Origin of the sequence: Streptomyces sp. P13-3-3 (assembly GCF_050571355.1) — a bacterium.
Classification (GTDB): domain Bacteria; phylum Actinomycetota; class Actinomycetes; order Streptomycetales; family Streptomycetaceae; genus Streptomyces; species Streptomyces althioticus.
The window spans coordinates 3153109-3166269 of sequence record NZ_CP192228.1 but is presented as its reverse complement, the minus strand read 5'-3'; the positions used below and the strand labels follow the sequence as shown (position 1 = coordinate 3166269).

12 protein-coding genes and 1 pseudogene are annotated in these 13161 nt (G+C 72.5%); 4 read left to right on the top strand and 9 right to left on the bottom strand.

Annotated elements, in window-relative coordinates; all coding sequences use genetic code 11:
- Window positions 1–18: 18 nt before the first annotated feature.
- From ACQZOG_RS14430 to ACQZOG_RS14420, 3 genes are all read right to left on the bottom strand, one after another.
- The gene (locus ACQZOG_RS14430) at window positions 19–1176 is read right to left on the bottom strand and encodes an LLM class flavin-dependent oxidoreductase (RefSeq protein ID WP_430741545.1); all 1158 of its coding nucleotides are present in this window, start codon (window positions 1174–1176) and stop codon (window positions 19–21) included.
- A gap of 117 nt (window positions 1177–1293) precedes the next feature.
- On the bottom strand, window positions 1294–1848 hold the full coding sequence (gene ssuE / locus ACQZOG_RS14425; protein WP_037643050.1) for an NADPH-dependent FMN reductase: 555 nt from the start codon (window positions 1846–1848) through the stop codon (window positions 1294–1296).
- A gap of 225 nt (window positions 1849–2073) precedes the next feature.
- A complete protein-coding gene (locus ACQZOG_RS14420; RefSeq protein WP_350328476.1) occupies window positions 2074–2154 on the bottom strand; it encodes a putative leader peptide in 81 nt (26 codons plus the stop codon).
- Window positions 2155–2505: 351 nt separating this feature from the next.
- Here ACQZOG_RS14420 and ACQZOG_RS14415 point away from each other — a divergent pair, with 351 nt between their 5' ends.
- The 4 genes and pseudogenes from ACQZOG_RS14415 (at window position 2506) to ACQZOG_RS14400 (ending at window position 6543) form a co-directional block, all read left to right on the top strand.
- Window positions 2506–3870: a bifunctional o-acetylhomoserine/o-acetylserine sulfhydrylase gene (locus tag ACQZOG_RS14415; RefSeq protein ID WP_084207037.1), complete on the top strand. Its 1365-nt coding sequence runs from the start codon at window positions 2506–2508 to the stop codon at window positions 3868–3870.
- The gene (metX, locus tag ACQZOG_RS14410) at window positions 3867–5072 is read left to right on the top strand and encodes a homoserine O-acetyltransferase MetX (RefSeq protein WP_430741876.1); all 1206 of its coding nucleotides are present in this window, start codon (window positions 3867–3869) and stop codon (window positions 5070–5072) included. The genes ACQZOG_RS14415 and metX overlap by 4 nt, the downstream gene beginning before the upstream one ends.
- Window positions 5073–5083: 11 nt before the next feature.
- On the top strand, window positions 5084–5686 hold the full coding sequence (locus tag ACQZOG_RS14405; RefSeq protein WP_033276287.1) for a nitroreductase family protein: 603 nt from the start codon (window positions 5084–5086) through the stop codon (window positions 5684–5686).
- 27 nt (window positions 5687–5713) lie between these two features.
- A pseudogene (locus ACQZOG_RS14400) lies at window positions 5714–6543 on the top strand (DUF1684 domain-containing protein).
- 66 nt (window positions 6544–6609) lie between these two features.
- Here the strand turns inward: ACQZOG_RS14400 and ACQZOG_RS14395 are convergent.
- The 6 genes from ACQZOG_RS14395 to ACQZOG_RS14370 all read right to left on the bottom strand — a co-directional run bounded on the left by ACQZOG_RS14395 (window position 6610) and on the right by ACQZOG_RS14370 (window position 13155).
- On the bottom strand, window positions 6610–7674 hold the full coding sequence (locus ACQZOG_RS14395) for an LLM class flavin-dependent oxidoreductase (RefSeq protein ID WP_193468574.1): 1065 nt from the start codon (window positions 7672–7674) through the stop codon (window positions 6610–6612).
- A complete protein-coding gene (locus ACQZOG_RS14390) occupies window positions 7671–9044 on the bottom strand; it encodes an NtaA/DmoA family FMN-dependent monooxygenase (RefSeq protein WP_354793785.1) in 1374 nt (457 codons plus the stop codon). The genes ACQZOG_RS14395 and ACQZOG_RS14390 overlap by 4 nt, the downstream gene beginning before the upstream one ends.
- A gap of 21 nt (window positions 9045–9065) precedes the next feature.
- On the bottom strand, window positions 9066–10268 hold the full coding sequence (locus tag ACQZOG_RS14385) for an LLM class flavin-dependent oxidoreductase (protein WP_430741544.1): 1203 nt from the start codon (window positions 10266–10268) through the stop codon (window positions 9066–9068).
- 89 nt (window positions 10269–10357) lie between these two features.
- Window positions 10358–11338, bottom strand: coding sequence for an ABC transporter substrate-binding protein (locus ACQZOG_RS14380; protein ID WP_261676019.1), 981 nt, complete (start codon window positions 11336–11338; stop codon window positions 10358–10360).
- 39 nt (window positions 11339–11377) lie between these two features.
- Window positions 11378–12142 carry an amino acid ABC transporter ATP-binding protein gene (locus tag ACQZOG_RS14375; protein ID WP_033276293.1) on the bottom strand — a complete coding sequence of 255 codons (765 nt, stop codon included), beginning with the start codon at window positions 12140–12142 and terminating at the stop codon, window positions 11378–11380.
- Window positions 12139–13155 carry an amino acid ABC transporter permease gene (locus tag ACQZOG_RS14370; RefSeq protein WP_037643038.1) on the bottom strand — a complete coding sequence of 339 codons (1017 nt, stop codon included), beginning with the start codon at window positions 13153–13155 and terminating at the stop codon, window positions 12139–12141. Before ACQZOG_RS14370 ends, ACQZOG_RS14375 begins: the two co-directional genes overlap by 4 nt.
- Between the last annotated feature and the right edge of the window lie 6 nt (window positions 13156–13161).

Here is a 13161-nt window from a genome sequence, read left to right as displayed (position 1 = left end):
GATCAGAGGGCTCTGAGATTACGACGCGGACAGAGCTGGGTGCCCGGCCTCGGTTCGATGTCCCGTCCCGGCCCGGAACGGATGGGCCCACAGCCCCTCCGCCTCCAGCCGCGGCAGCACTCCCTCCCCGAACCAGTACGCCTCCTCCAGGTGCGGGTAGCCGGAGAGGACGAACTCGTCGATGCCGAGGGCGTGGTACTCCTTGATGCGTTCCGCGACCTCCTCGTGGCTGCCGACCAGGGCCGTGCCCGCGCCGCCGCGGACCAGGCCGATGCCCGCCCAGAGGTTGGGGTGGATCTCCAGGCCGTCGCGGCTGCCGCCGCCGTGCAGGGCGAGCATCCTCCGCTGGCCCTCCGACTCGCTGCGGGCGAGTCCCTCCTGCACCGTGCGGATCGTCTCCGGGTCGAATCCGTCGAGGAGGCGGCCCGCCTCCGCCCACGCCTGCTCGGAGGTGTCGCGGGTGATGACGTGCAGACGGATGCCGAAGCGCAGGGTGCGGCCCTCCTCCGCGGCCAGGCGGCGGATCCGGGCGATCTTCTCCGCGACGGCGGCGGGCGGTTCGCCCCAGGTGAGGTAGACGTCGACGTGCTTCGCCGCGACGCGGCCGGCGATGGGCGAGGAGCCGCCGAAGTACACCTCCGGCACCGGGTCGGGTACCCGGGCCAGCCGGGCGCCCGACACCCGTACGTGGTCGCCGTCCAGGTCCACCGTCTTCCCCCGCCACAACTGCCGCACGATGTGCAGGAACTCGTCGGTGCGGCGGTAGCGGTCGTCCTTGCCGAGGAAGTCGCCGTAGGCGCGCTGCTCGTGGCTCTCGCCGCCGGTGACGACGTTGAGCAGCAGCCGTCCGCCGCTCTGCCGCTGGAAGGTGGACGCCATCTGCGCGGCGAGGGTGGGCGAGACGAAACCGGGGCGGAAGGCGACGAGGAATTTCAGCCGTTCGGTGTTCTGGCTGACCATGGCGGTGGTCAGCCACGCGTCCTCGCACCACGCGCCGGTCGGGGTGAGCGCACCGGTGAAGCCCAGGTCCTCGGCGGCGCGGGCGATCTGGCTGAGGTAGGCGACCGTGGGCGGCCGGTCCCGTCCGGACGCCGTGGCCGGGGTGCCGTGGCCGCCGCCGACGACGTGCCGGCTGTCGCCGTTGGTGGGCAGGAACCAGTGGAAGGTGAGGGTCACGCGAGGGCTCCGTTCGGGGAGTTCGTCGTCGGTGGCGGGCTCGGAAGGGTGGCCCGTTCACGGCTCGTCACGGCTCCGGGTGCGAGGGACAGCGGTCCGCCGTACGCCCGGAGACGCTCAGCCCGTGGCCGCCAGCAGGGTGCGGCCGCCGAGTGCGCGGGAGAACTGGTCGGTGACCTGGGCCAGTGCCTCGGCCGCGGTGGGGGCGACGGTCAGGGTGCCGTCGTCGCCGACGGTGATCTCCTTGTCGAGGGTGAACCAGCCGGGCGTGATGTGGGCGGGGCCCATGGAGTTGAGCACGGGCCGCAGCGCGTAGTCGATGGCGAGGACATGGGCGGTGCTGCCGCCGGTGGCGAGCGGCAGGACGGTCTTGCCGGTGAGCGCGTACTGCGGCAGCAGGTCCAGCAGTGCCTTCAGCAGCCCGGAGTAGGCGGCCTTGTAGACGGGCGTGCCGATGACGACGCCGTCGGCCTGCTGGAAGAGGGCGGCCGTCTCGACGATCGCCGGATGGTGGAAGTCGGCGAGGAGCAGCGCCTCGGGCGGGAGGGTGCGCACGTCGAGCGGTATCACCTCGTGCCCTTGGGCGACGAGCCGCTGGTCGAGGTGGCGCAGCAGCCGGGCGGTGCGGGAGGTGGCGGAGGGACTTCCGGAGACGGACAGGACGGTGGCCATGCGAGGACCTTCCGGGGATCGATGCGGGTCGGGGCGGCGACGGGTGGCCCCCGGTCAGCCCGCGGACAACAGCGGGGCGAACGGGGTCCGTTGACCGACCGGCAGGCGGAGGGATGCGTGAGTGGACGTCAGGCGACGGCGCGGCGACGACGGCAAACGTCGGCGGTGCGGCCGGAGGCCGTGATCAGGGAGAGGGAGCGGGGCGAGGGATGTCCTCGGTCGCGCTCAGGCCCGGGTGCGACAGCAGGAGCTGGAGACACGCGCAAGGTCGACGTGGCGTCGCCGCGTGAGGTCCTGTCGCTTCATGCCGTCGATCAAAACAGCAGTCGGTGACACGGGTCAAGGACGCCTGGACGTCGTCCCGGCGGGTGAGACGGCGTCCGTCGATCTGGCGCGGCGCCGCCGGCGTGTGGTTACCTGAGCGCATGACCGTGCTCGTGACCCGCCGCCACGTCGATTACGTGCGTGTCACCACCACGGGCTGTTCCGCCGCGAGCTGACGCCGCGCGCCCGGCCGTAGTCCGGCCTCTCTTCTCTCCTTCGCGCTTCACCGCACCGCGCTGACCATGGCCCCCGCATGTCCGGGGCCCTGGCGCGTGGCGCCGTGGCGTCCTCGGGCACGACCCCCTCCCCCACTCTTCGCCAGGGAGCACTCTCATGAGCAGCCAGCCCATCGACTCCGTCACCGCGGGCCACACCCCCGACGGGGAGTCCGCCGCCGACACCACACCCGCCTGGTCCTTCGAGACCAAGCAGGTGCACGCGGGCGCCGAGCCCGACCCGACGACCGGGGCACGGGCGACGCCGATCTACCAGACGACGTCGTTCGTGTTCCGCGACACGCAGCACGCCGCCGACCTGTTCGCCCTGGCCGAGCCCGGCAACATCTACACCCGCATCCACAACCCGACCCAGGACGTCTTCGAGCAGCGGATCGCCGCGCTGGAGGGTGGTGTCGCGGCCGTGGCGCTCGCCTCGGGGCAGGCCGCGGAGACGCTGGCGCTGCTGACCGTGGCGAGCGCCGGCGACCACATCGTGTCCAGCACCTCCCTGTACGGCGGCACGTACAACCTGTTCCGTCACACGCTGCCGAAGTTCGGCGTCGAGGTGTCCTTCGTGGACGACCCCGACGACCCGGAGGCGTGGCGGGCGGCGATCCGCCCCCACACCAAGGCGCTGTTCGCGGAATCCCTGGGCAACCCGCGCGGCAACGTGCTCGACGTGCGGGCGGTCGCGGACGTCGCGCACGCGGCGGGTGTGCCGCTGATCGTGGACAACACGGTGCCCACGCCGTACCTGCTGCGTCCGCTGGAGCACGGCGCGGACGTCGTGGTGCACTCGGCGACGAAGTTCCTCGGCGGTCACGGCACGGCCATCGCGGGTGTGGTCGTCGACGGCGGCACCTTCGACTTCGGGGCGCACGCCGACCGGTTCCCCGACTTCAGCGAGCCCGACCCGAGCTACCACGGCCTGCGTTACTGGCCGGCGCTCGGTCCGGGCGCGTTCGCGGTGAAGCTGCGGGTGCAGTTGCTGCGCGACCTGGGTCCCGCGCTGTCCCCGCACTCGGCGTTCCTGCTGCTGCAGGGTGTGGAGACGCTCAGCCTGCGCATCGAGCGGCACTCCTCGAACGCGCGGGCGCTCGCCGAGTGGCTGGAGCAGCGCGACGAGGTGGCCGCCGTGCACTACGCGGGCCTGCCGTCCAGCCCCTGGTACGAGGCGGGGCAGACGTACCTGCCGCGCGGCGCGGGCGCCATCGTCTCCTTCGAGCTGCGGGACGGCGTCGAGGCCGGCAAGCGGTTCGTGGACGCCGTACGGCTGTTCAGTCACCTCGCCAACATCGGTGACGTGCGCAGCCTCATCATCCACCCGGCGTCCACCACCCACAGCCAGCTCGACGAGCAGCAGCTCGCGGCCACCGGCACCTCGCCCGGCCTGGTGCGGCTGTCCGTGGGCATCGAGGCCCTCGACGACCTCAAGGCCGACCTGGAGGCCGGGTTCCGCGCGGCGAAGGGCGCGTCCTGAACACCGTCCTGAGGCCGTCCCCGGTCCCCCTCCCGCCGGCCTCCGGGGCCTGGCGGGAGGGGGACCCGCCCGGGCGGCGGCAGTGGTACGCGCACCCGCGGCCGCTTCCGCTGGAGGCGGGTGACGAACTCGCGGGCGTGCGGCTGGCGTTCGAGACGTGGGGTCGGCTGGCGCCGGACAGATCGAACGCGGTGCTGGTGCTGCACGCCCTCACCGGCGACAGCCATGTCGCCGGTCCCGCCGGTCCCGGGCATCCCACGCCCGGCTGGTGGGACGGGCTCGTCGGACCGGGGCGGACGCTCGACACGGACCGCTGGTTCGTGGTCGCGCCGAACGTGCTCGGGGGCTGCCAGGGCAGCACCGGACCGTCCTCCCGCGGCCCGTCCGGACGGCGCTGGGGCGGTGACTTCCCGTTCCTGACCCAGCGCGACCAGGTCGCCGCCGAGGCCGCCCTCGCCGACGCGCTGGGCGTCGACCGCTGGGCGCTGGTCGTCGGCGGCTCCATGGGCGGGATGCGGGCCGTGGAGTGGGCCGTGTCCCACCCGGAGCGGACCGGCGCGCTCCTGCTGCTCGCGACGACGGCGGCGGCGAGCGCCGAGCAGATCGCGTGGGCCTCGACGCAGGTGCACGCCATCCGCGCCGACCCGCACTGGCACGGCGGCCACTACCACGACACCGGGCGCGGCCCGCACGCCGGACTCGGCCTGGCCCGGCGCATCGCCCACATCACCTACCGCAGCGAGCCGGAGCTGCAGAGCCGCTTCGCCGGCAGCCCGCAGGACGCGGAGGACCCATGGCGCGGCGGCCGCTACCAGGTCGCCTCCTACCTGGACCATCACGCGGACAAGCTGGTGCGCCGCTTCGACGCGGGCAGCTACGTCGTGCTGTCGGAGGCGATGAACAGCCACGACGTCGGCCGCGGACGGGGCGGGGTGCGCGCCGCGCTCGGCCGGGTGACCGCACCCACGCTGGTGGCGGGCGTGGACTCCGACCGGCTCTACCCGCCGGTCCAGCAGGCGGAGCTGGCGGCGGGCATCCCCACGGCGGACGGGCCGCGCGTCGTCGAGTCGCCGTACGGGCACGACGGCTTCCTGATCGAGGTGGAGCAGGTCGCCGCGCTGGTGCGCGAACTCCTGCCCGCCCCTCCCCCGGTCCCGGCGCGGACGCCGGGACACGTCACCGCACACACCCCTGACAAATGAGGACTTCCCCGATGTCACCCCACACCGCGACCACCGCCGCGGCCGTCCATCCGCTGCTCGCCGACCGCTGGAGCCCCCGGTCGTTCGACGCCACGCACATCCTGGACGACGAGGAGCTGGTCTCCCTGCTGGAGGCGGCCCGCTGGGCGCCCTCCGCCTACAACGCCCAGCCGTGGCGGTTCCTCGTCGGCCGGCGCGGCGACACCACGTACCTGCGCATCCTCGACGCGCTCGTCCCCTTCAACCAGGAGTGGGCGCGCACCAGTTCGCTGCTGGTCGCGGCAGTGGCGGAGGAACGCGCCGAGAACGGCGTGCCGCAGCACGGCCCCGCGTACGACACCGGGCTTTCGGTCGCCCAACTGGTGCTGCAGGCGCACGCCTTGGGGCTGCACGCGCATCAGATGTCCGGCTTCGACGCCGACGCGTTGCACGCGTCGCTGGGCGTGCCGGAGGGGTTCCGGCCGCTGTCCGTCGTCGCCGTGGGTGCGCTGGCCCCCGCGGACCTGCTGCCGCCGACGCTGCGCGAGCGGGAGACCGCCGTCCGTGAGCGGCGTCCCGGCGCGGAGACGTTCTTCGCCCACACCTGGGGCACCCCGCTGCCCGTCCTGCCCTGACACCGACTCTCCACCCGAGGAGTGCACATGACCGTCCAGGAATCACCCGCCGGCACCGACGTCTTCGTCGCCGAGTGGGAGGAGTGGCACCGGCACAAGGACGCGGCGCTCGCCCATGAGCACGGTTCCTCGCCGTTACCGGCCTGTACTGGCCGAACGCGGAGCCGCAGCGGTTCCCCGGCGCGCCCGGCGTCTGGTCGGCCGGCGACGACGGGGTGACCGTCGAGCTGGACGACGGGGAGGAGCTGGTCGTCGACGGCGTCACCGTGCGCGGCCGGCACCACTTCGGTGTCCTCGCGGAGCGCGCCTCCGTGAACGCCGTCTGGGGCGACGCGGTGATCGAGACAGCCCGCCGGGGCGGCCAGGACGTGGTCCGGCCGCGTCACCCCGACCACCCGCTGCGCACCCGGTTCGCCGGCACCCCCGCCTACGCGCCGGACCCGCGCTGGCGGATCACCGGCACGTACGTGGCGTTCCCGGAGCCGCGCCCCACCACGGTGGGCGCCGCCGTGGAGGGGCTGGAGCACGTCTACGACGCGCCCGGGAAGGTCCGCTTCGAGCTGGACGGGCAGGAGCTGGAGCTGACCGCGTTCGAGGGCGGCGGGCCGGGCGACCTGCTGGTGCTGTTCACCGACGCGACCTCCGGGGTGACCACGTACGCCGCCAACCGGGCGCTGAAGATCGACGCGCCGGGTCCGGACGGCCGTGTGGTGCTGGACTTCAACCGCGCCACCAACCTCCCGTGCGCCTACACCGACTTCGCGACCTGCCCCCTCCCGCCGGCCGAGAACCGGCTGTCGGTCGCGATCGAGGCCGGTGAGACGATCCCGTACGAGCGGAAGTCCGCCGCGGCCTGAGCACCGTACGGACGGCGACCCCTCCGGCATCCACGGGCCGGAGGGGTCGCTGAACGTACGGGCCCCTTACGGGACCGGGTGGACCGGCTCCCACGGGAACGGCGGGTCCGGGAGGGCGTGGCGGAGGGCGGGGGCCACCTCGGACTGGAAGCGTTCGAGGGAGTCGCGGTGCACGGAGTCGGGCAGTCCGCCCGCGTCGGCGTGCACATGGAGGACGCTGTGCCCGAACCGCTCGTGGTAGCGGTGCACCTTGTCGACGATCTGCTGCGGGCTGCCGATCAGCGCGGAGCTGCGCTCGACGAAGTCCTCCACCGTCTCGAAGACCACCGGCAGCCCGGTCTCCTTCTGGAAGGCCAGGTTGGCCTCGAAGACCGGCCGGTACGTCTCGACGGCCTCCTGGGAGGTACGGGCCACCAGCAGCCCTGCCGTGCCGGCGCCGACCGTGAGCCGCGCCGGGTCGTGGCCGTGGTGCGCCCAGCGTTCCCGGTAGTGGTCGATCAGCTCGGCGTAGGGCTCGATGGGGTGCGTGACGTTCGCGGAGAACAGCGGGTCGCCGTGGCGGGCGGCCAGGTCGACGGACTCCTTGCTGGTGGCGCTGCCGTGCCAGACGCGGACGGGCCGCTGGTAGGGGCGGGGCCACACCTCGGCGTTCTTCAGCGGCGGGCGGAAGCGGGTGTCGGCGGTGATGGTGTCCTGCCGCCAGATCCGGCGGAAGACGTCGTAGCTCTCGGCGTTGCGGTCCCACTGGTCCTCGGGGGTGACCTGGAACAGTTCACGCTGGGCGGTGCCGTTGCCCTTGCCGATGATGAGGTCGAGGCGGCCTTCGGAGAGGTGGTCGAGGGTGGCGTAGTCCTCGTAGGCGCGCACCGGGTCGAGCAGGCTGAGCGTGGTGACCGCGGTGAAGAGGCGGATGCGGCGGGTCAGGGCCGCGATGTGGCTGAGGACGACGGTGGGCGCGGAGGAGAGGAAGGGCCGCTCGTGCCGCTCCCCCACACCGAAGCCGTCGAAGCCGAGTTCCTCGGCGAGGACGGCGTTGTCGAGGACCTCGCGGAAGCGGTCGTGCGTCGGCTCGAGCACGCCGGTGACGGGGTCGGGGCGGTGGACGATCAGGGTGACCGCGAGGAACTTCATGAGGCGGCCCGCCGGTCGCCGAGGCCGTCCGGGTGGGCGAGGCCCAGGTGGTCGCGGAGGGTGGGGCCCTCGTAGTCGGTGCGGAAGACGCCGCGTTCCTGGAGGAGCGGGACGACCTTGTCGGCGAACGCGTCGAGTCCGGTGGGGGTGACGTGCGGGACGAGGATGAAGCCGTCGCTCGCGTCGTTCTGCACGTACTCGTCGATGGTGCGGGCGATCGTCTCGGCGGAGCCGATGAAGTTCTGCCGGTTGCCGGTCTCGATCACGAGGTCGCGGATGGACCAGTTGTTGGCGGCGGCCAGTTCGCGCCACTCGCGGGCGGTGGCCAGCGGGTCGCGGTACATGCGCACCTGGGCGCGGCCCTCGGCGAGGTGGCGGCTGGTGACGTCCGGGTCGATGTCGGGCAGCGGTCCGTCGGGGTCGTAGCCGGACAGGTCACGGTTCCAGACGAACTCCAGGTGGCGCAGGGCGGTGGCGCCGCTGACCTGTTGGCGGCGCACCTCCTTCGCCAGCTCCCGCGCCTCGGCGTCGGTGTCGGCGAGGGTGAAGGTCGCGGCGGGCAGGATGAGCAGCTGGTCGGGACGGCGGCCGTACTTCGCGAGGCGTCGCTTGACGTCGGTGTAGAAGGCGCGCCCGGCGTCGAGGGTGGCGTGGCGGCTGAAGATGGCGTCGGCGTCGGACGCGGCGAACTCGCGTCCCTCCTCGGAGTCGCCCGCCTGGAAGATGACGGGGCGGCCCTGCGGGGAGCGCGGGACGTTGAACCGGCCGTGGATGTCGAAGTGCTGTCCTCGGTGGACGAAGGCGCCGGCCTTGGCGTCGCGGAGGAAGACGCCGGTCTCCTGGTCGGCGAGGATCTCGTCGCCGTGCCAGGAGTCGAACAGTTCGTGGGCGGTGGCCAGGAACTCCTTGGCGCGGGAGTAGCGCTCCGCCTGCGGCAGGAAGCCGCCGCGGCGGAAGTTCTCGCCGGTGAACGCGTCCCAGGAGGTGACCACGTTCCAGGCGGCGCGGCCGCCCGAGAGGTGGTCGAGGCTGGCGAACTGGCGGGCCACCTCGTAGGGCTCGTTGAAGGTGGAGTTGATGGTGCCGGTCAGTCCGAGGTGCTCGGTGACGGCGGCGAGGGCGGACAGCACGGTGAACGTGTCGGGGCGGCCGACGACGTCCAAGTCGTATATGCGGCCGCCCTGTTCGCGGAGCCGTAGCCCTTCCGCGAGAAACAGGAAGTCGAACTTGGCGCGTTCGGCGGTGCGGGCGAAGTGCGCGAAGGAGCTGAACTCGATGTGGCTGCCGGACGCGGGGTCGCTCCACACGGTGGTGTTGTTGACGCCGGGGAAGTGGGCGGCGAGGTGGATCTGCTTCAGCGGCTTGCTCATGGCGGTGGTCGTTCCTCCGGCTCAGGCGGTGGCGTAGCGGTTGGCGGGCCGGGGCAGGCCCAGCAGGCCGCGCAGGGTGCCGGCCTCGTAGGCGCGGCGGAAGGCGCCGCGGCGCTGGAGTTCGGGGACCAGGCCGCGGGTGATCGCCGGAAGGTCGTGGCCGTGGACGGCGGGCCGCAGCCGGAACCCGGTGAGCCCGGCTGCCTGGAACTCCAGCAGGAGGTCGGCGAGTTGGGCGGGGGTGCCGGTGAAGACGCGGGCGTCGGGCGTGTACGGCTCCCCGGCGAGGTCGTCCAGGCGGGCGCAACGGGCGGCGGCCTTGGCCGGGTCGTCGTCGAGGAAGACGGTGAGGTCGCCGAAGACGTGCAGGGGTTCCGCGGCGCGTCCGGCGGCCTCCTGCTCCTCCCGGACGGTGGCGACGATGTCCCGGGCCTGGCCGGTGTCGTGCGGGGTGACGTAGCCGACGTCGGCGGAGCGGGCCACCAGGCGGTAGGGGACCGTGTCGTGGGCGAGCGCGCTGACCAGGGGCTGCCCCTGGGGCGGGCGGGGTGTGATGGAGGGGCCCTTGACGCTGAAGTGGCGGCCCTCGAAGTGGATGTAGTGCAGCTTGTCGCGGTCGATGAAGCGGCCGGTGGCGACGTCGCGGATCTCGGCGTCGTCCTCCCAGCTGTCCCAGAGCCGGCGCAGCACCTCGACGTAGTCGGCGGCCTCGTCGAACAGTTCGGTCACCGCCTCCCGCACGGTCGGGTCGTCCCAGCCGTCGATCCGGGGGACGGTACGGCGGCCGAAGTGGGCGGCCTCGTCGGGGCGGGCGGTGATCTGCACGCGAACGCCGGCCCGGCCGGTGCTGACGTAGTCGAGGGTGGCGATCGCCTTGGAGAGGTGGAACGGCTCGGTGTGGGTGACCACCGCGGTGGGGACCAGGCCGATGTGCCGGGTGAGCGGGGCGATGCGGGCGGCGGTGAGGACGGCGTCGAGGCGTCCGCGTACCTGGTCGGTGCGGTCGTCGGGTTCGAGGAAGCGGGAGGTCTGGGGGCCGAGGCCGTCCTCCAGGGTGACGAAGTCGAGCAGGCCGTGTTCGGCCTCGGTGACCAGGTCGGCCCAGTAGCGGGCGGTGAACAGCTCGCGGGGGCGGGACACCGGTTCGCGCCAGGAGGCCGGGTGCCAGCCGGTGCCTTCGAGGGCTACGGCGAGGTGCAGGGGTGATGCGGGTGTCGGGGACACGTCGGTGCCTTCCTGGAAGTCCGTGACGGTGGCGGGGTGGAGGGCGCGGGGACGGCGGGGAGCGCCGTCCCCGCGCCGGGGCCCGGTGGTCAGCTCGCGGTCCTGGGCAGACCGGGCGGGTTGATCTCGGACGTGGTGACGGCCTCTTCGGACAGGCCCCAGCGTTTGAGGACCTTGGTGTAGGTGCCGTTCTCGATGACGTGGTCGATCGCCTCGGCGAGGGGCTCGACCAGTCCGCTGTCCTTCTTGGTGGTGGCGGCGATGAGGCCCTGGAGGTCGGCGCCGGCGCCGGAGTAGGTCCCGACGACCTCGGTCTTGCCGGTGGTCGCCGCGTGGTAGGCGGCGGTGGGGTTGGGGCCGAGGTAGACGTCGATGCGGCCGGACCGGAGGGCGAGATAGGTGTCGCTGTCGTTCTGGTAGTACTTGATGTCCACCGGTTCGCGGCCGGCCCGCTCGTTCTCCTTGCTCCACTCGACGAGCAGCTTCTCCTGGTTGGTGCCGCTGCTGACCGCGACGGTCAGTCCTGCCACGTCCTCGGGGCCGTCGATCTTCAGTCCGCTGCCCTTCTTCGCCTCGAAGCCGAGGTTGTCCTCGCGGTAGGTGGCGAAGTCGTACTTCTCCTTGCGTTCCTCGGTGACGGTGATGTTGCTGAAGCCGGCGTCGTACTTGCCGCTGTCGATGCCGACGAAGATGTTCTCCCAGGAGACGGGGTTGAGCCGCAGCTCCAGGCCGAGCACGTCGGCGACCAGGGAGGCGATGTCGGGTTCGACGCCGATGACGGTCTTGTTGTCGGTGGCGACGAAGGTGAGCGGCGCGGCGGAGCCGGAGGAGTTCACCACCTCCAGGGTGCCTCTCTTACGTACCTCCGCCGGGACCTTGGCGGCGATGGCGTCGACCTTGTCGGTGCGGACGCGGTCCTGGTCGGCGGTCAGGTTGATCCTGGTCTTGCCGCCGTTGCCGGAGTCGACCTCGGTGGTGCCTCCGTCGTCGGGGTTGCCGCACGCGGAGAGGGCGAGGGCGGAGGTCAGGGCGAGCGCGGCGGCGGTGCGGCGGAGGGTCGAGGGGGACACAGGGGTGCTCCTTGCGTGCGAGAGGGACGGGCGGGGCGGTCAGAGGACCTTGGAGAGGAAGGCGCGGGTGCGCTCGTGCTGCGGCTCGTCCAGGACGGCCGAGGGCGGCCCCTGCTCCACGACGACTCCGCCGTCCATGAACACCACGGTGTCGGCGACCTCGCGGGCGAAGCCGATCTCATGGGTCACGACGATCATGGTGGTGCCGGTGCGGGCCAGGTCCTTGATGACGTCGAGGACCTCGCCGACCAGCTCGGGGTCGAGGGCCGAGGTGGGCTCGTCGAACAGCAGCACCTTCGGTTCGAGGGCGAGTGCGCGGGCGATGGCGACGCGCTGCTGCTGTCCGCCGGAGAGCTGCCGCGGGTAGGCGTCGGCCTTGTCGGCGAGACCGACGCGGGCGAGCAGCCGCCGGGCCGTCTCCACGGCCTCCTTGCGGGGGCGGCGCAGGGCGGCGACGGGCGCCTCGACGAGGTTGTCGAGCACGGTGAGGTGCGGGAAGAGGTTGAAGTTCTGGAAGACGAACCCGATGTGGGTCCGCTGCTTCAGTACGTCCTTCTCCTTCAGCTCGTGCAGCCGGTTGCCGGAGCGGCGGTAGCCGATGAGTTCGCCGTCGATGCTGATCCAGCCCCGGTTGACCTTCTCCAGGTGGTTGATGGTGCGCAGCAGTGTGGACTTGCCGGAGCCGGACGGGCCGAGGACGACGGTGACCTCGCCGGCCCGGACCCTCAGGTCGACGCCGCGCAGCACCTCCAGCGGGCCGAAGCTCTTGTGGACGCCGCGCACGTCCACCATGACGTCGCTCATCGGATGTCTCCCAGGGGCTTGAACGGTACGACGGGCCGGTGGCGCCGGCCCGCTTCCGCGCGCAGGGTGCGGACGAAGCGGCGGGCGCGCTGCAGCGGGGTGGGCGGCGGGGTGCGGTCGGCGCCGCGGGCGTAGCGGCGTTCCACGTAGTACTGGGCGACCGACAGCAGGGAGGTCAGGACGACGTACCAGGCGGTGGCGACCAGCAGCAGGGGGATGACCCGGCCGTTGCGGCCGTAGATGACCTGCACCTGGTAGAAGAGCTCGCCGATGGACATCACGTAGACCACCGAGGTGCCTTTGAGTAGGCCGATGATCTCGTTGCCGGCGGTGGGCAGGATGGCGCGCATGGCCTGCGGGAGGACGATGCGCCGGATCTGCCGCAGCCGGGGGATGCCGAGTGCGGCGGCCGCCTCCAGCTGGCCCTCGTCGACGGCGAGGACGCCGCCGCGCACGATCTCGGCGGCGTAGGCGGCCTGGTGGAGGGTCAGTCCGATGACGGCGGCGCCGATGGTGCCGATGATGCTGTTGCTGTCGACGGACCAGAACACCGGGCCGAAGGGGATGCCGAAGCCCAGCCGGTCGTAGAGGGCGCTCAGGTTGAACCAGAACACCAGCTGCACGATCATCGGGATGGACCGGAAGATCCAGATGTAGGTCCAGGCGACGGTCTGCAGCACGGGGCTCCGGGACAGCCGCATGAAGGCGAGGACGGTGCCCAGCAGGAAGCCGAGGACGGTGGCGTAGGCGGTGAGCTGGAGCGTCACCCACACCGCCTGGACGATCGTCTCGGACAGCACGTAGTCCCGGAAGACGTCCCATTCCCAGACGGGGTTGGTGGCCAGGCCGTGGGTGAACTGGGCGACCAGCACGACCACGGCGGCGGCCGCGGCCCAGCGGGCGTAGTGGCGGGCGGGGACGACCTTCAGTCCCGCCGGGTCGTCGGGCAGGGGCGGGGCCTGCGCGCCGGGGGCGGTCGGGCCGGGTGGCGCGGTGTCGGTGGTGGATGCCATGGCGTG

Bases quoted from the DNA above. Each gene is read 5' to 3' on its own strand.
- ACQZOG_RS14405 (WP_033276287.1), top strand. From the start codon at position 5,084: ATGTCACCCCACACCGCGACCACCGCCGCGGCCGTCCATCCGCTGCTC.
- ACQZOG_RS14375 (WP_033276293.1), bottom strand. From the start codon at position 12,142: ATGAGCGACGTCATGGTGGACGTGCGCGGCGTCCACAAGAGCTTCGGC.
- ACQZOG_RS14390 (WP_354793785.1), bottom strand. From the start codon at position 9,044: ATGAGCAAGCCGCTGAAGCAGATCCACCTCGCCGCCCACTTCCCCGGC.
- ACQZOG_RS14415 (WP_084207037.1), top strand. From the start codon at position 2,506: ATGAGCAGCCAGCCCATCGACTCCGTCACCGCGGGCCACACCCCCGAC.
- ssuE (WP_037643050.1), bottom strand. From the start codon at position 1,848: ATGGCCACCGTCCTGTCCGTCTCCGGAAGTCCCTCCGCCACCTCCCGC.
- ACQZOG_RS14395 (WP_193468574.1), bottom strand. From the start codon at position 7,674: ATGAAGTTCCTCGCGGTCACCCTGATCGTCCACCGCCCCGACCCCGTC.
- ACQZOG_RS14420 (WP_350328476.1), bottom strand. From the start codon at position 2,154: ATGAAGCGACAGGACCTCACGCGGCGACGCCACGTCGACCTTGCGCGT.
- ACQZOG_RS14370 (WP_037643038.1), bottom strand. From the start codon at position 13,155: ATGGCATCCACCACCGACACCGCGCCACCCGGCCCGACCGCCCCCGGC.